Origin of the sequence: Shewanella litoralis, from assembly GCF_009828585.1 — a bacterium.
In the GTDB taxonomy this organism is placed as follows: domain Bacteria; phylum Pseudomonadota; class Gammaproteobacteria; order Enterobacterales; family Shewanellaceae; genus Shewanella; species Shewanella litoralis.
This window is the reverse complement of record NZ_WSRZ01000002.1, coordinates 401,956-427,729: the sequence shown is the minus strand read 5'-3', so window position 1 is coordinate 427,729 and position 25,774 is coordinate 401,956. Positions and strand designations below refer to the sequence as shown.

Genomic DNA, 25,774 nt, shown 5'->3' with positions numbered 1-25,774 from the left:
GCCAAATAACAAAACAATAATTAACTAAAAGTAGCGAACCTATCATGAAAAGAAAAATCGAATTACTGGCACCCGGTGGAGACGTCGATGCAATCAAAGCAGCAATCATAGCCGGCGCCAACGCGGTATATTGTGGCCTAGATACCTTCAACGCCCGTAACCGAGCGGCTAACCTGTCATTCGATGAATTAATAGGTGTGATCGCCCTGGCCCATCAATACCAATGTGAAGTCTTCTTAACCATGAATATTGTTATTCTGGAAAACGAAGTGCCCACATTAGTTAAATTGCTTAATCAACTGGTTAATACCGGCATCGACGGCATCATAGTACAAGATTTAGGGCTGTTTAATCTGGTCAGCAAGCATTTCCCATCGTTAGCCATTCATGCCTCTACTCAGCTAACCACTCACAATGAAGGTCAAATTGGTTTCTTGGCCAAAATTGGCGCAACGCGAGTCAACTTATCGCGCGAGTTAAACCTAGGCGAAATTAAAAGCTTAACGAGCCTGGCACACGATCACGATGTATTAACTGAAGTGTTTGTCCACGGAGCCTTGTGTATTGCTTTCTCTGGTCAGTGTTATTCAAGCTCAGTCAGTGTTGGTAACTCAGGTAACCGCGGGCGCTGTAGCCAGGCATGTCGCGACGAATATGAAATCACCGCTGCAGGTAATAAGTTTCCGCTAAATTTAAAAGACAATTCAGCCTATTTCGATTTACCAGAATTGGTAGATGCTGGGGTTGATTCGTTAAAAATTGAGGGCCGCATTAAAGGCGCGCAATATGTCCACACCGTGGTAGACACATGGCGCAAGCAAATTGATCAGTTTGTCGACACCGGCAAGTTATTGGCCGACGACTCAAACCTATATAAAGTGTTTAACCGCGATTTTACCAACTCATTTCTAAAAGGTAATCTCACCAAAGACATGTTTATCGACAACCCGCGCGATAACAGCTTCAAGCATGCCAACGACGTCAGCAATGCTATTTCTGTGGTGCAAATCCAGGAAGCACAACACACATTATCAACCGCTAAAGATGCCATTGTTGAATTAGTTGCTGAAAAAATTAACCACTTAAGCATCGCAAAACCGTCTTTAACTCTCGCGTTTTCCGGTAAAGCGGGCCAAGCATTATCGATTACGGTCACCACGCCAGAGCAGCACTTTGTGCTTGAATCAAGCTCAGCGCTCACACAAGCGACAGAGTCATTTATTGATGAAGCAGCAATTGAAAAACGCTTCAAGAGTTTAAAAGGCACAGGTTACCAGTTACAACCGTTTAATTTCGATAACCTAGACGACAATTTAACCCTGCCTTTTAGCCAGCTCACGCAACTTAAAAACCAATTATTATTGCAACTTACACAGCGGGAATACATTGGCGCAGTCACGCTACCTAAGTTAGTTAAACACCCAAAAGTGACTGAAACACCGACGTTATCATTGCTGATCAGTGACGAGAAAGACATTAACTTATGCGATGTCACCGATGCCGACATTTACTTTAAGCTGCCAGAAAGCTTTAAGAAAAACGACAATAAATACATCGACATATTTTTGCGTAATCCAAGACTCATTCCGTGGTTTCCTGCGGTATTGATTGGTAAAGACTATGCAGAATCGGTACGACTGTTAGAAGCGGTAAAACCTGCACGTATTGTCAGTAATAATACCGGTGTGGCATTTAAAGCCTATGAAATGGGCATAGACTGGATAGCAGGTCCGTTTTTAAATACCACCAATTCATACGCGTTAATGACACTACAAGAGCAGTTAAATTGCGCAGGTGCGTTTATTTCTAACGAGATTAATCGTAATCAAATTAGAAACATCGCCAGACCAAAAAACTTTAAATTGCTGTACAGCATTTATCATCCCATTTTGATGATGACCAGCCGCCAATGCTTTTTCCAACAAACGGTGGGTTGTAATAAACCCAGTATTGAAGATGGCTGCATGCTTAAATGCGAAAAAGCCACCACCATTACCAACGTCAAAGGCATCTCGTTTGCGGTCGACAAACAAAAAGGTGGCTACCCGAGTATTTATAACCACGAGCAGTTTTTAAATATCGAAGCCGTTGAAGACTTATCTTACTTATTTGACGAGTTCTTTATCGACTTAACCAATATCGGTTCGGGCTCAAAAGCTGAAATTGACAAAGTGCAATTGGTTAACCACTTTGAAAACGTCCTAAAAGGCGTTAGCGAAGCCAAAGTTCAACTAAACCAATTGGTGACCGTGTCGACCAATGCGCAATACCAGCAAGGTTTATAAAACGGTAGTGTTAATCATACTCATTGGCTCAGCTGTAATGATAAAAGTCGTATCGATAGCATCAATGCACTGAGTCAATAACAATGGCTCGACTGCTGTATAAGTACAAAACAAAAAGCACAAACGTTAAACAACAACGTATAGCAAAGAAGTAACGATATGAATAATGACATCGAAATAGTCGATCTACTCCGAGAGCGTATTCCCTCTTTTGAATGCAAACCCGGGTGCCATGATTGCTGCGGGCCTGTCACCACCTCATCTGCTGAAATGGCCAGGCTACCGGTTAAAACCGAGGCAGAACATGACGCGGCATTAGCTGAATGGAGTTGTGTTCATTTAGGCCCAAATGGTTGCGAAGTCTATGAACAGCGGCCACTTATTTGCCGACTGTTTGGCACCACGCCGCGTATGCCATGCCCTGAAGATCGCGCACCAGAGAAAATGATCGACACTAAAACAGAACAGCAAATCCATCATTACATAGCCAACACTCGGCAGGTATTGGTGTAGTATTTATGTCGTGATGTGGAATACAAAAGGTGCTGATAGAAATTGCTTTAGCTAGATCCAATAAACTCAAGGCTCATGTACCGATTGAAAAATGACTGCCAACCATAAGAGAACACACCATGACACTGCCGATGACATTACCTGTGCTCTACTCATTACGAAACTGCCCCTATGCAATGCGGGCAAGGTTGGCAATTTATGCATCGGGTCAACAAGTGCATATTCGTGATCTGGTATTAAGCGACAAACCAGCAGAATTACTGACCGCATCGCCTAAAGCCACTGTGCCAGTATTAGTTATCAAGGCAAATGCTGCAGCTAGCCAGTTCCATGTTATTGATGAAAGTGTCGAGATTATGCTATGGGCTTTTTCGCAAACCGATCCTGATCATTATCTGCACAGTCAATCAGCTAGCGCACTGCCGCAAATGCTCGCGATCATTACTCAATTTGACACTGAGTTCAAAGGACTGCTTGAACAATACCGCTGCTCAAAGCGTTATCACGAACCCACGCTGACTCAAGACAGACAAGCTTGTGAGCACTATCTTGGCGATCTCGAGGCACGCTTAACTCAACATCACTATTTAATGTCAAACAACCCAAGCCTGCTCGACTTAGCCTTAATGCCGTTTATTCGTCAGTTTGCCCGAGTAGAGCGCCAATGGTATCTGCAAGCACCCTACCCAAAGTTACGCCAATGGCTTAACCACTATTTGCAAAGTAAAATGTTCACTAAAGTCATGGCTCAATACCCATTGTGGTTACAGTCGAAACAAGACCATGTCTTTGGCAAGCCACAATAGCCCTTGCTCTTTTTAGTATGCTTACGATTGTTGAGACCTTAAACCTGCTGTTTCACGCGCAATGCAGCGTTAATCAAAACAATTGATCTTATCTCAATAGCCGTAAGTAACTGTGAATGACCTATCTGTCATTAAAACAAACGCAAAAAAATACCTGGCCAGGCAGTACATCACAAAGCCCGTATCAAGCCAAAACCCTAGATTGTCATACCAATTATTCAAACGGCTATTACCAATTATTATGCCGAATTTCATTTACACATTTATCTTCTGCGACATGAATCACCATAGAGTAGATATAAGATTCTGTTTTTCTTATACGGGCAAATAACAGTGTAAATATGATGAAGCACACCTATAAAGCCCACTGTGGCGCACTATCAAGCTGCTTTGGAATGAGCATAGACCTTGGTATGACAATGTTATTATTTTGGTAAAGTAGATTGCAATTATTGGTAACGTGTTATATAAATGTTGCTGTTGATTAAAACAACGACAATTGGTAAGCCACGTGGTAATACCAAACAATTAGTTCTTTGGGGGGAATTATGAAGCTTAATAAAATAAGTGCTATGTTTAGTAGCTCTAAAAATAAAGCCAATAACATTACAATATTTGGCGCAACATTGACCGCAATCTTAACCATGCCAGCAGCTTTTGCCGCTGATGCAGATCAAGTAGCAGCAGAAGAAGTCGACACAAGTGAAATTGAAGTCATTGCTGTACGCGGTATCTTTGGTAGTTTAAAAGCTGCTAACTTATTAAAACGTACTGATGCTCGTATCGTCGATGCCATCGTTGCAGAAGACATCGGTAAATTACCAGATAACAACATTGCAGAAGCACTGCAACGTATAACTGGTGTGTCAATCGAATCTGATTTTGGTGTGGGTGAGTCGGTCACTATTCGCGGCGTATCAGAAAACCTTATTTTATTAAATGGCCGTTCTACTGCGGGCCCTGGTCGTGGTGGTATTAGCCTAGATGATTTCCCTTCAAGCTTCTTAAAAACAGTTGAAGTGATTAAATCGCCAACACCAGAAATGATCGAAGGTGCACTTGGCGGTACAGTTAACATGCAAACTGTACGTCCACTTGAACTTTCTGAGCCACTTGTCGCCATCACCCTTGACGGTGAATATGCAGACAAAACAGAAAACGTCGCACCAAACTTTACCGCAGCAATGGGTAATAACTGGGATTTAGGCGACAATGGTACCTTTGGTGCTTCTGCTAACGTGTCTTATCAAGACCGTGAATTACGTCGCGACGAATATTTCAACAAAGTCGATTTACAAGACGATATCGACATTACCGGTGACGGTGTTGTAGACGTTTCAGGTGGTCCAAACGGTAAATTCCAGCGCAGAACAGAAAGCACTGTTGAGCAAAAAATTGAAGAGCGCGAACGTACCGCTTATGGTTTATCACTTCAGTGGGCCCCGAGTAACGAAGACCTTAATATCTACGTTGATATGAACGCAACTGAATTAGATGGTGGCCAGGCGGCTTATTCAATTCTTGATGTTGGCGGCACAGTTTCACCAAGAAGCGACTCTTATTACGACAGTAATGGCATGCTTCATAACTACGATTTAACCGGTGTTCTCACTATTCCAAAAACATGGAGTGATTTTACCACCAACGAAACAACGTCAAACGCTATCGGAGCAGAATGGAACATTACCGACAATATCGAATTGTTTGGTGAGTATTCAATTTCTAAATCAGAAGAACGTCAAGTGGCATCAGAGTTTAACTTACGCCCAATTGAGCGTACTGATCCAACCCTAAGCCTTGTCACCCATACCAGTACGGGTAGTTCAACCAGCGGCGGCGGTATTCCGTCATACATGTTTGCTGATACGGGCATGCTTACCAACCCAGACAACCTTGTTTTCCGTGAGTTTTTCCATAAAACACTAGACACAGATAACGAAGAACAAGCATTGCGTTTCGATTTTAAAATCAATGATATTGGTGTCGATTTTGTCACTGCAGTTAAAGCCGGTGTGCGTTTTACCGACCGCGACTACAGCTCAAACCGTTTTGATTTAAAACCAAACGGCAACACCTTAAAAGATGCTTATAAAAATGCTAAAAACGCTGATGGTTTATACAGCCCAACCTGGATTGATAACCCAATTATCGCCGACAGCTTTAAAACCATTAACATGAGCAACTCATTCGATCAAACAGGCATTGCCGGTCAAAACGATTTACTCACTTACAATGTGTATGACGCTAACCAGTTACAAGATACCGAAGCCACATATGCTTTAGTACAGCAAATGTTAGCCGGTACCACTTATGCTATGGACGGTACTTTAGCTGACAACATGGTTGAAGACACAGGTGCATATAAGTTCATTAATGAGAAAACCAGTGCTATCTACGCCCAATTCCATTTAGACTTTGAAGACCTCACTGCTGTTGTAGGTGGTCGTTATATTCAAACTGAATTAGAGTCGAGCATTGTAGACTCCGTTGATGCTAACGGTAAAAAAGTGCTTAACACAGGTAAAAACGATTACTCAGACTTTTTACCAAGCTTAAACGTAACCTACACCCTGTCTGAAGAAACGCTAGTTCGCTTTGCAGCCGCTAAAGTAATGCGCCGTGCAGACTTTGATGAGTTAAGCCCTGCGCTATCAATCGATAACTCGTTAGTGACTGGTACTCAAGGTTCTTACCAATTAGATCCGTACCGTGTAACGCAATACGACTTATCACTAGAGCACTACTTTGGTGACGGTGGTATCGTATCAGCCGCATTATTCTACAAAGATGTACAATCATTTACTCAAACAGACAGCAGCTGTTTAGCTGACTCAAGCACGATTACAGGCCAAAACACTACACAGTGGAATAACATCTGTTTGCTTGATACCGCAGGTGAAAGCCAGGGCGACATCATCAACGCAACTCAAGACCAGGGCTTAGCTTATGTCGATGCTGAAAAAGCAGCCGGTCGTACAGGTATTGTTATCGAAACCGACGTTAACGGCGGTAGCGGTGAAGTAAGAGGTTTAGAGCTAGGTTATCAGCAGCAATTTAACTTCTTACCAGGGCTTTGGTCTGGTTTTGGTGTTAACGCCAACTACACCTATGCCGACAGTGAGCAGCCAGACGGCAACCCACTGTTAAACATCTCTAAGCACACTGCTAACACCCAATTATACTGGGAAGGTGAAGAACTGCAGTTCCGCCTAGCTTATAACTGGCGTGACCGTTACTTAGATGAGCAAAGCACAAAGCGCGTTCAAACGATAGGTGCATTAGGTTACAACGTATTTAACCAAAACGACCCATCTGCTGATAACTATGACCCAACAGTAGGTAATAGTTACCGTGAAGCACGTGGCCAGTTCGACTTCTCAGTAAGCTGGGATATTAACGAGAACTTCACTGTAGTTGCCAATGCGGTTAACTTAACAGGCGAACCAATCGAATACACCAACGAGCTGAACTCAATTTGGGCATACAGCGAAGCTGACCGTCGATACACGCTAGGCGTACGCGCCAAGTTCTAATCGAGCAAAACCAAAAAGCCTATCAAATTGATAGGCTTTTTACTTTACTGAATCAAGAATAATGCTCTGTCGTCGCGCTTAATACCAATGAATAATCGGCTCAATAATCAACTGTATTACCTTAACCCTTACCAATATAAATTTTGGTATGTCCAATTGCTATAATTGGTTGACAATGTGGTTATAATTAACTAGAATTTTGTAATACAAGTTGATAATCAATTTACCGATTTTTTGAACGTCACACACAGCATTAAATACATTGTTAGCCACAATAATTAGGCTCGCAAACTTTATCGTAGAAACGCATTTACCACTATATTTAGGAGTTAGATATGACAAAACCAGTCATCGGTTTCATCGGCCTAGGCCTTATGGGCGGCAACATGGTTGAGAACCTACAAAAAAGAGGTTACCAGCTAAATGTAATGGACCTTAATAAAGAGGCTGTTGCTACCTGTGTTGCTCGTGGCGCTAATGCGGTCAGTTCAGCAAAAGAACTTGCTGCTGCCAGTGACATAGTTATGTTATGTCTTACCACTTCAGCAGTGGTTGAAAAAATTGTATATGGCGACGACGGCATTCTAGCCGGCATTAAAGAAGGCGCTGTGCTTGTTGATTTTGGTACCTCAATTCCATCTTCAACCCGCAAAATTGGTGCAGACTTAGCAGCTAAAGGCGCAGGCATGATCGACGCCCCACTCGGCCGTACTCCAGCTCACGCAAAAGACGGTTTATTAAACATCATGGCCGCTGGCGACATGGACACCTTTAACAAGGTAAAACCTGTACTTGATGATCAGGGCGAAAACGTATTCCACCTGGGTGCATTAGGCGCTGGCCACACCACCAAGTTAATCAATAACTTTATGGGTATGACTACAGTGTGTGCTATGTCACAAGCCTTTGCTGTCGCAGAGCTTGCTGGTGTTGACCGCGCACAACTGTTCGACATCATGTCAGCAGGTCCATCTAACTCACCGTTTATGAAGTTTTGTAAAAACTACGCCGTTGATGGTGTAAGCGACTTAGGTTTCTCTATTGCTAACGCCAATAAAGATTTAGGCTACTTCTTAAAAATGGTAGAAGACCTAGGCACTCAATCTAAAATTGCCGAAGGTTCATCTGCTAACCTACAAGCCGCATTTGATGCCGGTTTAGGTAATGGTAACGTACCAGAAATCTTCGACTACTTTGTTAAGCTAGCAAAATAGTCATATTGCATCGCCCGATAAGGGCTTTATAAATGCACCACTAAAAAGGTCTTCGTAATGAAGACCTTTTTTATTTTCGCCAAAGCATTAACCCCGCCTTAACCCGTAGCTTGTTATATTAGCGTAATTGATATAACTCATGGTGCCACTATGCTAAAGCTCACTCTCGGTAAATTACCTTTATTATTACTTGTTACTTTCGCAATTTCAGCCTGCTCAGATCAAACTCAATCTGACACTCGCCCAGTACAGGACATACACGTAGATACTATGGCACTGTCGTATAACAGTTTACGTTTAAACACCGAGCTACCCGGGCGGATAACCGCATTTAATGAAGCTGAAGTCAGACCGCAAATCACCGGCATAGTACAAAGCAGGCTGTATAAAGAAGGCAGTTATGTCACCGCAGGCGACGTGTTATTTCAAATCGACCCAACAACCTATCAGTCAACGGTCAACAGTGCGCAAGCTGAGCTAAAAAAAGCCCTCGCCAACGAACAAAGCACCCAAAAAGCCTATATACGTTACCAGGCGTTAATGAAGAAAAACCTCACAAGCCAGGAGCTGCTTGATGATGCCGAATCAAACTACCTCCAGGCTCAAGCTGAAGTCGCGATTCGTCAAGCCGAGTTAGACTATGCCAATATTGAGTTGTCGTATACACAAATCAGAGCGCCTATTTTTGGCTATGCCGGGTTTTCACAGGTATCAGAAGGCTCATTGCTCACCTCTGGCCAATCAGATTATTTAACCACCATTATTCAAACCAATAATGTCTATATCGATATGCAACAATCTTCTGTGTCGTTATACAAATTAAGACAGGAGTTTATGAATGTACGTGGTACACGCCCTACTATCCCGGTCACGATAACCTTAGAAGACGGCACTCTTTATCAACACACGGGTAAACTTGAATTTGCTGACACCCAGGCTGATGGCTCAACAGGCAGCGTGACGTTACGCGCGATTATTCCTAATCCCGATAATAGTCTTTTAGCGGGTATGTACGTGCGCGCCAGCATTTCAATGCCAGAGCAGCGTGATTACCTGGTTGTGCCACAGTCAGTTGTCGTAAGAAGCCAGGCAGGTGCACCATCGGTATTTGTGGTAGATAAAGACAATAAAATCACCAAAAGATCAGTCGAACTTGGCAATGAAGTCGGTAATGGTTGGGTGGTTAAAACGGGCCTTAATGTCGGCGATAATGTGGTGATTAACAATCTGAATAAACTGCAAAATAACCAGATAGTTGTCGTAGATAACCAGGCTGAACAATCTAAGCAAACCATCACCGCCGATGCACATTCAAACTCGCAGGATTAAGCCATGTCTAGTTTCTTTTTAAATCGTCCAATTTTTGCATGGGCCATCACCCTCGTCATAATGCTTGCAGGTATTGCGTCAATAATGAGTCTGCCTGTCGCGCAGTACCCTACTATTGCGCCGCCAGCTATCACAATTACCGCCTCTTATCCAGGCGCATCGGCAAAAACCATTGAAGACAGTGTCACTCAGGTGATTGAGCAAAGCATGACAGGCATAGATAACCTGCTTTATATGTCATCAACCAGTAGCTCGTCAGGCAGTGCATCTATTACATTAACCTTCAGTGCCGATACCGACCCAGATATTGCCCAGGTACAGGTACAAAATAATTTACAGCAAGCCAGTAACCGTTTGCCTACCGCAGTGCAAAATCAGGGCACAACCGTTAAAAAAAGTACCTCTGGATTTATGTCTGTCACCAACCTGTACTCACCCGATGGCACCATGAGTACTGGCGACATCCAGGATTACGCTAACTCAAGTATTAAAGACATTATCAGCCGCGTTAATGGTGTCGGCAGCGTGACCATTTTTGGTCCATCCTACGCCATGCGTATCTGGTTAGACCCCGCCAAACTCAACAGTTACAACTTAACCCCGGTTGATATTTCAGATGCAGTATCGGTGCAAAACAGTCAAGTTACCGTTGGCCAACTCGGCGGCGTGCCAGCCACCGATAGCCAATTAATTAATGCGACTATCACAGCACAAAGCTTATTAACTACTGTTGATGAATTTAAAAACATTTTAATTAAAGTGGATGAAGATGGCTCAAAAGTTCGTCTTAGTGATGTTGCCAAGGTAGAACTTGCCAGCGAAGACTCAAGCGTTATCCCTGTATTTAACGGTTATGGTTCATCGGGTATCGCTATCACGCTGGCATCTGGTGCAAATTCGTTAGACACCCAAGAAGCGGTAGATGCCAAATTAGCGCAATTATCAAAAGGCTTTCCTCAGGGTTTAGCCATGGCCAAAGCCACAGACAGCAATAAATTTATTCGTTTATCGATTACTGAAGTGGTTAAAACCTTATTTGAAGCCATCGTACTCGTGTTTTTTGTAATGCTGTTGTTTTTACAAAACTTCAGAGCAACATTAATCCCAACCATTGCTGTACCTATTGTGTTACTGGGTACGTTTGCGGTTATGTCGGTACTCGGGTTTTCTATTAATACTTTAACCATGTTCGGCATGGTGCTGGCCATCGGCCTATTGGTCGACGATGCCATTGTGGTAGTAGAAAACGTTGAACGCATCATGCACGAAGAAAAACTCTCGGCATTAGAAGCCACTAAAAAGTCGATGAAGCAAATCACCGGCGCATTAGTGGGCATTACCATGGTACTTGCTGTGGTATTTATTCCAATGGCCTTTATGTCGGGTTCTACCGGTGCTATCTACAAACAGTTCTCGTTAACCATAGTATCTGCAATGGTATTGTCGGTGCTGGTTGCGTTAATTCTTACCCCGGTGTTGTGTGCTACCTTATTAAAACCGAAACAAAAATCCACCAATGGTTTCTTCAATGGCTTTAATCGCCTGTTTGACCGCTTATCACATGGTTACAAAGGTTCAATCAAACGTGTGCTGCTGCGGCCATTACGCTTTACCTTAATCTACGGTTTATTGTTAGCTGGCACCGCGTATATGTATAACACCCTACCCAGCTCGTTTTTACCTGATGAAGATCAGGGCGAATTTTATATGATGGTGCAATTACCAACAGGCTCAACAATCAATCAAACTGCCGAGGTCATGAACGACATCAAAGAATACCTGCAACAAAATGAGCCTGATGTTATCAATACTGTATTTACCGTGTCAGGCTTTAACTTTTCTGGCAAAGGCCAAAATGCCGGTATGGGCTTTATTGGCTTAAAAGACTGGTCAGAGCGAACCACAGACGAGACCAACGTCAATGCGATTATTCAACGCACGATGGGGTATTTTTCAAGTTATAAAAAAGCCTCAGTGTTTGCATTTAGTAGTCCTGCAATTAGAGAGCTAGGCCAATCATCAGGATTTGATTTTTACCTTGAAGATGTTGGCGCAATTGGCCACGACAAACTTATCGAAGTGCGTAATCAACTGTTAGCGAAAATGGCCCAAAGCCCAATATTGCAAAACTCCAGACCTAACGGCCTGGAAGACAATGCCCAGTTTTATTTAGACATTGATTATGAAAAAGCCAAAGTATTTGGCCTTGATATCGACGACATCAACAACTCATTGTCGATTGCCTGGGGTTCATCTTACGTCAATGACTTTATTGACCGTGGACGCTCTAAAAAAGTTTACATTCAAGCTGAAGCTCAATACCGCATGACGCCAGAAGATCTCAATCATTGGCTTATTCGCAACAATCAGGATGAAATGGTACCGCTGTCAGCATTTACCTCATCACATTGGGGCACAGGTTCACCGCAGCTAACCCGTTTTAATGGTAACTCAGCCTTTGAAATTTTAGGTGAAGCCGCGCCAGGCTTCAGTACAGGTGATGCAATGGATGAAGTAAATGCCATCGCAGCAGAGCTATCAACTGATGTACAAGTCAGTTGGTCAGGTATGTCATACCAAGAGTTAGAAGCCGGAAACCAGGCACCGATACTCTATGCTATCTCAGTGCTTATGGTATTCATTTGTTTAGCGGCATTATATGAAAGCTGGAGCATTCCCATTGCGATTATTTTAGTCGTGCCTTTGGGCGTACTCGGTGCACTCGCGGCCATTATGCTTCGCGGCCTTGAAAACGACGTGTATTTTCAAGTGGGCGTGCTAACAACCATTGGCTTAACCGCTAAAAACGCCATCTTAATTGTCGAGTTCGCCAAAGAACTCTACGACAAAGGCGCCGACATGATAGACGCCACCATTCAAGCCTGTGAAATGCGTTTACGCCCTATCATCATGACCTCACTCGCCTTTGGTCTGGGTGTATTACCACTGGTATTGAGCAGCGGTGCAGGCGCTAATGCCCGTAACGCTATTGGTACCTCTGTACTGGGCGGTATGACAGGCGCAACACTGTTAGTCGTGTATTTTGCCCCACTGTTTTTAGTGATAATTTTAAAAATGGTCAAGCCAAAACAATAATTAAAAATTAATATCAATAATACCGCAGTGGGGAATACGTTCACTGCGGTATCACTTTAATATTTGCAAAAGAAAAAACCTCAGTACAAAAAATATAAAATCACTAGCTCTTATTATTAAATTAAGCGATTATTTGTTAGATTTTAAATTAAAAAATTTAAACAGCTTTAAATTTTTAAGGTAAGGAAACCGTTTGTATGACGAATATCACAAAAAATGATCTACCTGATTTTGCAAGGAAAACACTCAAACATATTCTAAAAAATAAAGGCGAAGTCATTTATAGTTCTCATGAAACATTGAAAGAAGGCCCAATCTATCTATTAGGACTTAATCCTGGTGGCGATGGACAAGAGAACCCTGATACGACAACTTCATATTCAATTAAATCTCATCTAGATAGGATGTTGAAGCGTACAGAAAACTCATTTATTGATGAACGATGGGAAAACAAAATCGCTCATTATGAGGTAGGAAAAGCACCTCTACAAATGAGAGTAATTGAACTATTGAAAGGAGTTGGAGTACAAGACCCTAGGACAGTATGTGCATCAAATATTATCTTTAAAACCTCACGCGACTCTAGCAATCTATGTTTCGGTCTAGCTGGATTATGTTGGCCTGTACATGAAGCAATTCTGAACTTAGTGAAACCAAAACTTATACTAACCTTTGGTATATCTTCAATATCAGCTTACGCGTTTCTGAAGGAATTATTTCACATAGATGAAACTGAATTAACAATTGATGCAGATCACGGTGATTGGAAGTGTAAAGGCTTTAAATGTGAAATAAATGGTAAATCAACATTTATCGCTGCAGTTCCACATTTAAGTTATTATAGTCCGAAAAATAAGACTGAGGTTTTCTCTTGGATTAAGGAAAATGCAGGACTATAAATATCTTCAGAATTGATGATTAAAAATTGTTGCTGGTTTAGACTTCTCTGTAAATCAGTAACATTCAACCTAACTATTTTCTCTTTAAACAGTGATCGTTTTTTCAACTACTTTCAAGTTAAATTCACATTAGTAGCACTACTATCTAGTCAGCATAATCAATACACGGTATGGTTACACCAAACCAGAATACTGATATCGGACTTTGATTGTTTACCTACAATATCAATGGCAAAGCCAGCCGCCACTTTACTTATGCAGACCTAATAAACTGCGGCAATACGGCACAATTGCATCAAATTGAAAACTTACCGAAACAACCTGAAACCTGGCGCGCACTCAGTGCATTGGCGACAAAAATACTCGACCCAATCGTCGACCAATTTGGGCCAATTAGCTTAACCTACGGATTTTGCTCACCCGAGCTTGCACGCTTAATTGCTAAAAATCCTAACCCGCATATCGCGCCAAAGCTTGACCAACATTGCGCTTACGAACTCAATCAAAATCAAAAACTTATTTGCGACCGTCTCGGAGCAGCATGCGACTTTACCGTGCTAAATAACCCAGCCAGCACATCAAGTGATATCCAAGCCGATACACCAGTCGACATGCAACAGGTCGCGGCATGGATTTGTGAAAATCTTAAATTCGATCGCCTCTATTACTACGGCAAACACCGGCCACTGCACATCAGCTTTGGGCCACAACAAAACCAGTTTTTACAAACCATGAAAACCAACCCAGACACCGGCCACCGAGTGCCATCAAAAAAAGGCCGAGGGCCAACCGCAATCAGTGTGATTGAACAGGTTGATTATTGATTTTGGTTGGATTCGTCCCTAGTTTGAATACAAACTAAATACTTGAGACAGCTATAATTTATCGATAAACTCACATCAGAATAAATATAGGATGAGTTATGTCTACCATCGAGTTTTACAATCAACATTCCCAAGCCTTTTTTGACTCAACTGTTAATGCCGATGTCAGTGAACTTTATCAAACGTTTGTCAGTCAATTGCCCGTTAATGCTCGTGTTTTAGATGCGGGTTGTGGTTCTGGGCGAGACAGCAAAGCCTTTATTGATATGGGTTACCGAGTCATGGCGATTGATGCTAGTGCAGAATTAGCTAAAGCTGCCTCAGAATACATAGGCCAAACAGTAGCAGTATGTAGCTTTGATGATATTGACCTCACCTATCAATTTGACGGCATTTGGGCCTGTGCTTCTTTACTTCATGTTGAAGCAAACGCCCTACCCAACACGTTTGCGACTTTAGCCAGCACACTGGTAACCAATGGCGTATTTTATTGCTCTTTCAAATATGGCGTACAAGAGCGAACTCATAATGGCCGTTTTTTTGCTGATGCCGATGAGTCTTTGCTTGAGCAATGGATACAAGGCTCAGGTTTGACGTGCAAACATATCTGGGTGACTACAGATGTACGCCCAGGACGCGAAAACGAAAAGTGGCTAAATGCCATTCTTATTAAGACCTCAAAGTAGAGAAACGACATGAAGTTAGCAGAAGGACCTGTATTAACTAGCGGTGGTTTGGATGACCCGTTTTTACCTAAGTTATTGCAAGCGATAAACCGAGCAAGCAATATTGAAATCTCCGTTTCTTTTATTCAGCGTTCTGGATTGGATTTAATCTTTGATGCGTTATCAGATGCCTTAGAGCGCCAAGCCAGTATCGATATAGTCACCTCTGACTACCTTTGTATTACCGATCCCGTGGCATTACGCCACCTGATGATTTTGCAATCTCGCGGCGCTAAAACTAAAATATTCACCTGTAAAAGCGGCCAAAGCTTTCACATGAAAACTTACATTTTCGTTCAGCAACACAGCGATCAAAATGATACCGGTTGTGCTTATGTGGGCTCTAACAACATAAGCAAGGCCGCGTTTACCCATGCGTTCGAATGGTGTTTGCGTCATGACTTGATTGAAAACCAAGACCCCAGCGAGTTTAACTATATTCGTCAGCAATTCTTGCAGATTTTTAACCATCAACAATCGATTCATCTCACAGATGATTTTATCAATCGTTATGCCGAAAAACGCAAAGTGGTTAAGCCGCCGCTTGCAATCGTTAATGAAGTTGAACCAGAAGAACCTGCACCCAATTTTGCTCAGCAAGAAGCTTTATCAGCCCTTGCCAACACACGCTTAGCATTACAATCCAAAGGTTTGGTGGTTTTAGCCACTGGCATGGGAAAAACATGGTTAGCGGCATTCGATGTACAGCAATTTAACGCCCGTAAAGTACTCTTTGTTGCACACCGAGAAGAAATATTACTGCAAGCAGAGCGCACGTTTAAGACATTGTTGCCTAAACTTATCAGCGGCCATTTTAATGCCAAAACCAAAGTTGTTGATGCCGATATTGTGTTTGCATCGATTCAAACATTAGGTCAGCAAACACACCTCAATCAGGTGAATCCAAATCATTTTGATTATGTCATTGTCGATGAGTTTCATCATGCAGGTGCCAGCAGTTATCAATCATTATTAAACCACTTTACGCCTCAGTTTTTATTGGGCTTAACTGCCACACCAGAGCGAACAGATCAGGCGGATATTCTTTCCCTGTGTGATAACAATTTAGTTTACGAAAAGAACATTATTGATGGTATTGAGCTTGGTATCTTGGTGCCATTTCAATATCAAGGTATTAATGATGACACGGTTAATTATCAAGACTTACCTTGGCGAAACGGCAAGTTTGATCCCAAAGCTCTCGAAAACCAATTTGCCACTGAAAAACGTGCCAAACATGTTTTTGGTCATTGGCAAAAACACAAACAACAACGCACTTTAGCGTTTTGTGTATCAAAAGCGCATGCAGATTATATGGCCAACTGGTTTTCACACCGAGGTATTAATGCGGTTTCGGTACACAGTGGCTCTGACGTAAGACGCGCAGAAGCCTTGAGCTTGTTAGCTTCAGGCAAAATTGAGGTGATTTTTTCAGTCGATTTATTCAATGAAGGTACCGACTTACCTTCAATTGATACCATTTTGATCTTGCGCCCGACTGAATCAAAAATATTATTTTTACAGCAATTAGGTCGAGGTTTGCGTACCTCGCCTGAAACCAATAAAAAGTTTGTCTCGATTATCGACTTTATTGGTAATCACATCAGCTTTTTGAATCGTCCAATGGCGTTATTGCAAGCTTCTGATCATAAGCAGGCGATTGCACGTTTAAACAATCCCAAATTAAACCACCAGTGTTTGATTAATATTGATCCTGAATTAATCAATTTTTGGCAGCAATTGAAGCTGGATTACACCAAAGCAGATCAACAATATCAATTACTCAAAGACGAGTTAGGCCATCGCCCTACCGCTACAGAGTTTTATCATAGCGGCTACGCTTGGAATAAAATGACCCAGCAATTTGGTAGTTGGTTTGAGCTGGCTATCAGCCAAGAGCCACAAGATAGCCAATTGAAAACACTCTCACCTTATTTAACATTGTTAAGTCGCGGTGTTGAAAAAGCCTCAATGAGTAAATGTTTCAAAGCAATATTACTTGAAGCGTTTATTGAGCTAAACGGTTTACGCACACCACCGAGTATCGACGCACTTTGTATCAAGAGTTGGCAAGTTTTTAAACGTTACCCCAAATTATGGACGCAAGATGTAAAAACAAGTTTGCAGGATGTAGACGCTCAATCACCCAAATGGCGAAAGTACTGGCTAGACAATCCAATTACATTTTTAAGCAAACAAGATCAGTCTGATAGCCAATCATGGTTTAAAGTTGAAGCTGATTGTCTTCACGCAAATATTGATATTGCTGGCACAGATATTGAGACTTTATCAACGGCACTGCGGGAGTTAACAGAGTTATTATTAGCTCGTTATAGCCAACGCCAACCGTCAAAAACGAAAGTGCAAGCAGCAACAGTACACCAATTACCTATTGAGCAACCACAACACACGTTAATGCATTTTTACCCTGATTTAAAAATTGCTTGCGGTCATTTTAAAACGGGTACTGATGAAAGTAGCGAAACCCTCAAGTTAAATTCGAGTTTTAATAGGCTCGATCCAGCTATTCACTTTATCGCCCCAGCCAGCGGTAACTCGATGAATGGCGGCAAGAACCCCATTCTCGATGGTGATTTATTATTACTTGAGCGAGTGACTCCAACGAATGCAGGCTCGATTACTGGTAAAATCATGGCTATTGAGATACAGGATGACGCTGGAGACAATCAATACTTACTGCGAAAAGTGAGCAAATTGCCAAATGGTCAATACCAACTCAACGCACATAACCTTGACTATAACCCCATGCTTGCCAATGAAAGCATGGTTACGTTTGCGCGTTTAAAGCAAGTGTTAGATGCAGCTGATTTTGTTGAATAACAAAGTCAGCTAACCAGTGATAAATAATGTCGCTTAATCTTGTGATTAATTGTCCACTACTCTCTTATTACTTATTTCTTGTTACTTAGTGCCTTTCGCTTAACCATTCGTTTGCTTATCAAATGCTATTCCTAGTGGTTCAAAATAGGCCATTAATGCTTGATAGATTTCGGCGCCGTGTTTGGCGTCTGGGTATGCGCCGTGTTTGCTCAGTGGTGAGTTGATGGTGCTGTTGACCAGGTATGGGTTGGCTATGTCGGCGTGGGTTTCTGAATACATTTCGATACTGGCTTCAAAAGCGCGGGCCATCATTTCGGTGGGTTTGGCAAAGTATTGGCTGTTTTGCAGTTTGTCTAACGCGATTGAGCGGCGAACATAGTCGTGAGGTTCCTGGCCGTTGGCGCTTAAAAAGGTGACTTCAAATAACTTAGATAACTGCTGATTTAGCGGATGATTGACGATAGTTTTATCCGCCAGCCAGTGGTCTGTGGCGCAGGAAAAGCGGTTTGCTGTGCTCATGTAACCGTCGGGGCTTAATAGGCTGTCGTCGATAAACATTTTATCGGCAATGTAATGATCAAAAGCGTGCCAAAACTCGTGGGCTAATGCTCCTGCTCCGGCATTTTTTGCCAGGGCTAATTCTTTATAAGCTGGTGAGTAATGAGCTTGTACACCTTTTTGCCCGCCTGAGCCAAAAGCAAACCTTAGGCTGCCGCGCAGGCCAATTAATTCGGGCGGCACACGTAAAATATTGGCAAGGTCGGCCATTGAATCAAATATCAAATTAGCGGCCAGTGCAGATTCTTGTTTATTAACCCATTTACCGACACGAATATGACGTAAACCAAAAGTGTCTTTAATGTCTAAAAAGCTCACCGAGGCACCATTACGATAATCTGGGCCTATGCGCTCAAAGTAGCGCTGGTGATTTAATAACGAATGATGTGACGCCAAACAATACCTCTGATCAACAAACTGAACTGACACTCTTTTAACTGCTTAGCTAGTTTACAACTTTAGCGCTTTTGAACGTAGCGAAATGTTAAATGCGGATGGGAGTGACATATAATCTCCCGTAAACCCAAGGCTGACCACCAGCATATTTATTCGTATTTATGCAAAAAGAAAAGTATTACCCTCGGTAATTTTTTAACTTATATGCAAGTAAGTGAATACCTAGTCAAAAAGACGGTTTATTGTTCATTGTTCAACCTGTTTCATTTCATCACGATTAGTGATATTACGGCCACCAGCAAAATTGGATCGTTTATTCTGATGTTTATGTTAATGCTTATGTTTGTGTGAGTCCTTGCATCACTTTTTATATTATTTTTTACATTACTCCTTGTAGTATTCTTTATATTAACAAGAGCCTTGGCGATATGTTGTTTTTACTATCTAATCTCTGAGGGCTAATCTCTAAGCGCTAATCTCTAGTAGCTAATCTTTAGTACGAGTTCTAACATAAGCATCTTGCTTTAACATTGAACTTAAACATCACAAATGGAGCATTGTATGATCAAAAATCTTTCGCTGGCGATGACGCTGTTTTTTACATCGACTTCAGTATTCACTGCTACTTCAGTGTTTGCACTCGACAGTCTTGTGACCTTGCAAAGCCAGTATTCACCTAAAGCCACTGCAGATAGATTTGAGTCAATTATTAAGGATAAAGGCTTTACGGTATTTGCGCGGATTGATCATCAAAAAAATGCCGAAGCTGTTGAGCTAAGCTTGCCCGCGACTGAGGTGATTATTTTTGGTAATCCTAAGATTGGCACTCAATTGATGCAATGTAATCAGCAGGTCGCCATTGATTTACCGCAAAAGGTTTTAATTACTGAAGATGCGAACAACAAGGTATGGTTGTCGTATAACAATCCACAGTATCTTAAACAACGCCATGATATTAAAGGCTGTGATGCGGTGCTTGATAAAGTGAGTCATGTGCTCAACACTTTGGCAAAGGCAGCAACGACAAAATAAGCTTTGATGAATAAAAAATCCCAGTGGCGCGATAGTGCCACTGGGATTTTTAGTTTCTGCTAGCAGTGCTTGGGTTTGCTATTTTGCTATTTTGCTATTTTACTATGGGCAGGCGAACATAAAACCTGGCGCCACTGCCAAACTCAGATTCGTAACCAATGTTGCCCTGCATGGCTGCTGTGAGTTCTTTACACAAGGCAAGGCCTAAGCCTGTGCCGCCTTTTGCTTTTGAACTACTGGCATCTGCTTGTGAGAATTTTTCAAAAATTCTGCTTTTAAAATCATCTGGAATGCCTGAGCCCTGATCTTGCACGGCTATTTCAATCTCATTGTCGATAAGCGTGGCCGACAAGGTGACACAACCCTCTTTGGGCGAAAACTTTACCGCATTTGATAAAAAGTTAGTCAAAATTTGCAGCAGGCGATGTTCGTCTACATACAACGTACTTTGATTTATATGCTCATCCATTTGCAGTTCGAGCGTAATATTATGTTGCTGTGCATAGGGTTGGTGATCGTCAATGGCTCTTTGCAGTAGTGGCACAATATTGAGTTTTTTCATTTCAAATTGCATTTTGCCTGCGGCCAGTTTGTCGATATCTAATAAGTCATTAATGAGTCTACTGAGTTGCATGCAGTTACTGCTGGCAATATCCATCAGCTTTTGGGCTTTTTCAGGCAAGGCGATGATTTTACCCGATTGCAATAAGTTTAATGCGCCGTTAATGGACGTCAGTGGTGTACGCAACTCATGACTCACGGTTGAGATAAAGTCGTCTTTCACTTTTTGTAATTTCATTCTGTCGGTGATGTCTTGCAATGACCCGACCATAATTAAATCGGGGTTTTTGTCTTCTGCCACTATCTGACCAAGCCCATGCACCCAGCGCACCTCACCGCTAGGGCGAATAACTCTGTGTATGATGTTATGAATGCCAGTGACAAGCGCTTGCTGCTGGCTTTGTTCTACCTTTGCAATATCGTCTGGATGAATAACACTTTTAAATTTTCTGTCATTGGGTATAAAGTCTTGCTCATCTAGACCAAAGATTTGATAGACCATTGGCGACCACCACAAGGTGCCGAGTTTTAACGACGCATGCCAGTAGCCAATTTGAGCTTGTTCGCTGGCTAAATCAAGACTTTGCTGGGCAACATTGAGCTCCTGGTTAAGCTCTTCAAGTTTAAGGTAATATTTTTTAGTTTCGGTGATATCTTGAATGTAGCCATGCCATAAGGTACTGCCGTCTGCCATTCGCTCGGGCGTAGCACTGCCTGATAACCATTTAAACGTGTGATTGTCACTTGATACGCGATATTCAAGCTCCCATAGACTTAGGTCTTCAATTGAGCGCTCAATGCTTTCAACTAACCGGCCTAAATCATCTGGGTGAATTTTCTCAAAGGCATTAGTGGCATCGGTGCGAACTTCTTCTGGGGTCACGCCGTAAATATCTTCAATGGCGGTACTGGCATAAGGAAACGCGGCGCGGCCGTCTGGCCAAGATTGATATTGATAAACAACACCTGGTAACTCCTGAGTCAATTTATACAGTTGATCACGGCTTTGCTGTAATGCTAAATCATTCAATTTTTGTTCGGTTATGTCAGCATGGGTGCCGTACATCATTAAGGGTTTACCGTCATCGGTGTATGACACCACTTTGCCCCTATCATGTACCCACACATAATGGCCTTGCTTGTGTTTCATGCGGCATTTAATGTCAAAAAATTCTTTGCTGCCGTTAAGGTGCGCGTTTAATTGAGTATCTGAGTCGGCTACATCATCGGGATGCAACAAGTTAAGCCAGGTGTCAACCGAAATGGGCTCCAGCTCAGCAAGTGTATAGCCCATAATGGCAGCCCAACGTTCGTTAAGCACTGTGTCACCATTTTGCACATTCCATTGCCAGGTGCCGATACGGGTGCCCTCGAGTACCGAACGATACATTTGCTCACGCGCGGCTAATTCTTCCTGGGCCTGCTCTTGAAGTCTGTCCTGGATTTCTTGTTCAATCGTTTTGCCAATTTCTGTGGCAATTTGACGCTCTTTGTCAGTAAATTTACGTGGTTTACTGTCGATAAAACACAGTGTGCCGATGTTTTCACCGTGACTCACGAGTGGCACACCGGCATAAAAGCGAATAAAGGGCGCATTGAGTACTAATGGATTGTCGGCAAAACGGTTATCGAGCAGTGCATCGGGTACTTCAAATACCCCCTCGCCCAAAATCGTATGGCCGCAGAATGAAATATCTCGGCCCGTTTCGCAGGCATCGAGCCCTTGTTTAGATTTAAACCATTGCCTGTCTGCATCGACTAATGACACTAATACGATTTCAGTGCCTAAACACAGTTGGGCTAAATGAGTTAAGCGATCAAAACGTTGCTCAGCTTGTGTGTCGAGTAAACCCGTTTGCTGTAATGCGGTGAGTCTCTCTTGTTCATTGTGCGGTAATACAGGCGTTTGCATGAGTTACTCCGTGACATTACGGTCTGGCGAGGCAAGATAAGCTTGATAAATAGTTTCAAGCCTATCGCCTAGGCTCATTGCATCAAACGGTTTTTCAATCACAGCCACTGCACCAGCGTCTAAATACTGTTGTTTTTCGGCTTGCTGAATGCGCGCGGTCATAAATACGACCGGGATATGTTGGCAGTGCGGCTTTTTACGTAGCTCAATTAAGGTTTGTAAGCCATCCATGCCAGGCATCATGGCGTCGAGTAAAATTAACTCTGGGGTAAATGTCTCAACTTGGGTTAATGCCGCCTGCCCGCCATCACATGACATAAGCGTAAAGCCTGATAAATCGACTAGCGCCATTTCCACGATCACTCGAATAGATTCATCATCTTCTACGTGTAAAATTTTATCTAACTGCATTTGAGCTCCCATGCGGTTGGCTTAGCACCTATAGCCCCTAATATTGTATTATAATTGTTATTGAAGCAAACTAAGCCTTTGAATAAAGGCATTGATATTGCCAAAAATTTTCCACGGATTTAACAATTAACTCATGGTAAGCGGTAAAGACAATGATGAACAGCCTCCTGCAGCTAAGGATCTTGATACAATGACAACCACTCACAAAGTCGGTTCTGGGCTGCCTGTTAGCGGTGCACAGCCTACAACACTAGCCGAATTACTTAGGCCTTTTGCGGGTAATGAAGCTTTTTATCGGCGTTTGATTGCTATTTTCGAGAAAAACCTCAGCCAACAATTGCTCGACATTAAGCAGCGGGCTGCACAGCGTAATGTGAGCGAGCTATTAGTGTTGATCCATACGCTTAAAGGCACTGCAGGTACCACGGGCCTGGCCTCGCTTCATCAAACTTTACATAATTGGGAGCGTAAATTAGCCGCGCTTGATGCCATAACAGTAACCTCAACCGAGTACGCCGATTTAAGCCAAGCTATTGCCGATATCGCCCAGGCAGAATTGGCCCATATCCACGCGCTGTTAGCCACCTCTGCGGTGGATGTCCCTATCGCTAAAACAGCGCAATCAACTGAAACTCTTTCTCTTGCGCAGCTAACAGCCGAGCTTGATACGCTTAATCAGCATTTACTGCAAGGCAACCTCAATGCGCTTGAGCATTGCCAGGCGCTGCAAGCTAAACTGGCTGTTAATAGCCCACAAAAAAGCGATTTAACTATCGATTTAACAATCCTTTGCGACACCATTGAAGCATTAGATTTTGACGACGCCTTATTACGCTTATCAGCATTGTCGGCAAAGCTTAAATCACAAGGGTAAAATACCAGTGCATTCGGCTCATTATTCTCTCGCTAATGCATCAACAGGGTCGAGCTGCGCTGCATTACGTGCCGGTAAAAAGCCAAACAAAATACCGATTAAGGTTGAACAGGCAAACGCAGCTACAATCGATGCGGTAGAGTAAATCATTTGAAAACTTCCCCCGGTAATGGCAAATATTTGGCCAATTAAGTAGGCAAGCCCGATCCCAACAGCACCACCACACAAACACACCAAAACAGCCTCAATTAAAAATTGAAGTAATATATCGCTTTGCCTTGCTCCCACGGCCATACGCACACCGATTTCTCGGGTACGTTCGGTAACAGACACCAACATAATGTTCATTACCCCAATTCCGCCAACGATGAGCGAAATAACGGCAATGGCTGAGATAAGCAATGTCATGGTTTGGGTGGTTTTTTCGATACTTTCTCGAATTGTATCCGTATTAATGGTGTAAAAGTCTTCGGTTCCATGGCGCATTTTTAATAATGCAATTATGCCTTGTTCTGCAGCACTACTTGACGCAGATTCATTGATCCTCACAGTAATACTGTCAAGATATTGTTGACCGACCATACGAGCAGATACCGTTGTATAAGGTACCCAAACATTGAGTGAGTCACTGATACCAAACGCACTTTCTTGGGCTTTGGTTACACCAATAATACGCACGGGTAAGTCATTGAGAAAAATCACTTTACCGATGGCTGAACTACCAGAAAACAACGACTTACGAGTGTTGTCATCAATCACAGCTTGCTGTGCCATCTCAGTTTCGCTGGTGTCATCCCAAAATTGGCCGTCCGCTAATGAATATCCACGTACTCTAAAGTAGTCAACCCCCACACCACTGAAACTCGCTGAAACGGCTTGATTGCCATAACGAATAGTGCCCGCGCTACTAATTGAAGGTGTAACACTGTCAACATAGGGCAATACTTTAAGAGATTCACTGTCTTGAGCCGTTAAGGTTCTGATTTTGGCCGAACGTCTGTCGCCAAAACCGCTGCCCGATCGAACATCGATAGTGTTAGTTCCCATCGCGCTGATGTTTTCAAGCACTGATTGTTGCGAACCTGCTCCAAGTGCCACCACAGAAACCACAGATGCAATACCAATAATAATGCCAAGCATGGTTAAAAAAGTACGTAATCGATGCGATAACATGGCGATTAATGCCATTTTAAAGGCTTCGATGTAACGGTCCCAGTTTAACCATGAGGAAATGGGCGTGCTTACCTCTGGCAACGTTTTATGTGTTGTTGACTGGTTATTTTCAACATCACGAATAATAACACCATCTTTAAGTTCAATTATTCGGTCAGCAAAATTGGCGACGTCCATGTCATGGGTGACTAAAATAATGGTGTGACCATCTTGATGAAGCTCTTGCAGCAAGTTCATCATCTCTTTACCGCTATGGCTATCAAGTGCCCCCGTTGGCTCGTCGGCTAAAATAACGTCGCCACCATTCATCAGTGCGCGAGCCACACTAACGCGTTGTTGCTGCCCGCCACTGAGTTGGCCGGGTTTATGGTCAAGTCGATCAGCAAGGCCTAGACGAGACAATAAACTTTTGGCACGTTCGGTGCGCTGTTTTTTATCTTTACCGGCATAAATGGCTGGGATTTCAACGTTACCGACGGCATCAAGATCGCCCAATAAATGATAACGCTGAAAGATAAAACCAAAATGTTCGCGGCGTAATTGCGCTAATTGGTCAGCATCCATGGTGGAAGTATCTTGGCCATTAATGAAATATTGACCTTTAGACGGTTTGTCTAAACAGCCTAAAATATTCATTAAGGTGGATTTTCCCGAACCTGAGGCACCTACTATGGCCACCATTTCGCCGCGGTTGATGTCGAGATTAATGTCATTGAGTACGGTGAGTTGTTGCTCGCCTGCACTAAAAGAGCGATAAACACCTGAAATACTAAGTAAAGAAGATTCATTCAT

Annotated in this window: 17 protein-coding genes; 13 read left to right on the top strand and 4 right to left on the bottom strand. The window is 42.7% G+C overall.

Annotated features, from left to right (window positions below; all coding sequences use genetic code 11):
- Positions 1–44 precede the first annotated feature (44 nt).
- The 11 genes from GQA99_RS03855 (at position 45) to GQA99_RS03805 (ending at position 18,065) form a co-directional block, all read left to right on the top strand.
- Positions 45–2,285 (top strand): peptidase U32 family protein, encoded by a 2,241-nt coding sequence (locus GQA99_RS03855; RefSeq protein ID WP_160052533.1) that lies wholly within the window; start codon positions 45–47, stop codon positions 2,283–2,285.
- A 159-nt stretch (positions 2,286–2,444) separates the two neighbouring features.
- Entirely contained in the window at positions 2,445–2,798 is a 354-nt protein-coding gene (locus GQA99_RS03850; protein ID WP_160052532.1) for a YkgJ family cysteine cluster protein, read from the top strand.
- 119 nt (positions 2,799–2,917) lie between these two features.
- Positions 2,918–3,604, top strand: a complete 687-nt coding sequence (locus tag GQA99_RS03845) for a glutathione S-transferase (protein ID WP_229785826.1) — start codon at positions 2,918–2,920, stop codon at positions 3,602–3,604.
- A 548-nt stretch (positions 3,605–4,152) separates the two neighbouring features.
- Entirely contained in the window at positions 4,153–7,137 is a 2,985-nt protein-coding gene (locus GQA99_RS03840; protein ID WP_160052531.1) for a TonB-dependent receptor, read from the top strand.
- Positions 7,138–7,472: 335 nt separating this feature from the next.
- Positions 7,473–8,351, top strand: a complete 879-nt coding sequence (locus tag GQA99_RS03835) for an NAD(P)-dependent oxidoreductase (protein WP_160052530.1) — start codon at positions 7,473–7,475, stop codon at positions 8,349–8,351.
- A 150-nt stretch (positions 8,352–8,501) separates the two neighbouring features.
- Complete coding sequence (locus GQA99_RS03830; RefSeq protein WP_160052529.1) at positions 8,502–9,680, top strand: efflux RND transporter periplasmic adaptor subunit; 1,179 nt, start codon at positions 8,502–8,504, stop codon at positions 9,678–9,680.
- Between the two features lie 3 nt (positions 9,681–9,683).
- Positions 9,684–12,776 (top strand): efflux RND transporter permease subunit, encoded by a 3,093-nt coding sequence (locus GQA99_RS03825; RefSeq protein WP_160052528.1) that lies wholly within the window; start codon positions 9,684–9,686, stop codon positions 12,774–12,776.
- A 197-nt stretch (positions 12,777–12,973) separates the two neighbouring features.
- Positions 12,974–13,675, top strand: coding sequence for a uracil-DNA glycosylase family protein (locus GQA99_RS03820; RefSeq protein ID WP_160052527.1), 702 nt, complete (start codon positions 12,974–12,976; stop codon positions 13,673–13,675).
- A 209-nt stretch (positions 13,676–13,884) separates the two neighbouring features.
- Positions 13,885–14,499 carry a hypothetical protein gene (locus GQA99_RS03815; protein WP_160052526.1) on the top strand — a complete coding sequence of 205 codons (615 nt, stop codon included), beginning with the start codon at positions 13,885–13,887 and terminating at the stop codon, positions 14,497–14,499.
- A 98-nt stretch (positions 14,500–14,597) separates the two neighbouring features.
- Positions 14,598–15,185 carry a class I SAM-dependent DNA methyltransferase gene (locus GQA99_RS03810; protein WP_160052525.1) on the top strand — a complete coding sequence of 196 codons (588 nt, stop codon included), beginning with the start codon at positions 14,598–14,600 and terminating at the stop codon, positions 15,183–15,185.
- Positions 15,186–15,194: 9 nt separating this feature from the next.
- Positions 15,195–18,065, top strand: coding sequence for a DEAD/DEAH box helicase family protein (locus tag GQA99_RS03805; protein WP_160052524.1), 2,871 nt, complete (start codon positions 15,195–15,197; stop codon positions 18,063–18,065).
- A gap of 99 nt (positions 18,066–18,164) precedes the next feature.
- Here the strand turns inward: GQA99_RS03805 and GQA99_RS03800 are convergent, their stop codons facing one another.
- A complete protein-coding gene (locus GQA99_RS03800; protein WP_160052523.1) occupies positions 18,165–19,019 on the bottom strand; it encodes a CLCA_X family protein in 855 nt (284 codons plus the stop codon).
- A gap of 561 nt (positions 19,020–19,580) precedes the next feature.
- Here GQA99_RS03800 and GQA99_RS03795 point away from each other — a divergent pair.
- A complete protein-coding gene (locus tag GQA99_RS03795) occupies positions 19,581–20,051 on the top strand; it encodes a DUF302 domain-containing protein (RefSeq protein ID WP_160052522.1) in 471 nt (156 codons plus the stop codon).
- Between the two features lie 94 nt (positions 20,052–20,145).
- On the opposite strand, the gene GQA99_RS03790 is transcribed toward GQA99_RS03795, so the two are convergent.
- Both GQA99_RS03790 and GQA99_RS03785 read right to left on the bottom strand, forming a co-directional pair.
- Positions 20,146–22,524 (bottom strand): PAS domain-containing protein, encoded by a 2,379-nt coding sequence (locus GQA99_RS03790; RefSeq protein WP_160052521.1) that lies wholly within the window; start codon positions 22,522–22,524, stop codon positions 20,146–20,148.
- Between the two features lie 3 nt (positions 22,525–22,527).
- Positions 22,528–22,935: a response regulator gene (locus GQA99_RS03785; protein WP_160052520.1), complete on the bottom strand. Its 408-nt coding sequence runs from the start codon at positions 22,933–22,935 to the stop codon at positions 22,528–22,530.
- Between the two features lie 190 nt (positions 22,936–23,125).
- Here GQA99_RS03785 and GQA99_RS03780 point away from each other — a divergent pair, with 190 nt between their 5' ends.
- Positions 23,126–23,809 carry an Hpt domain-containing protein gene (locus tag GQA99_RS03780; protein ID WP_160052519.1) on the top strand — a complete coding sequence of 228 codons (684 nt, stop codon included), beginning with the start codon at positions 23,126–23,128 and terminating at the stop codon, positions 23,807–23,809.
- Between the two features lie 21 nt (positions 23,810–23,830).
- On the opposite strand, the gene GQA99_RS03775 is transcribed toward GQA99_RS03780, so the two are convergent.
- Complete coding sequence (locus GQA99_RS03775; RefSeq protein WP_160052518.1) at positions 23,831–25,774, bottom strand: MacB family efflux pump subunit; 1,944 nt, start codon at positions 25,772–25,774, stop codon at positions 23,831–23,833.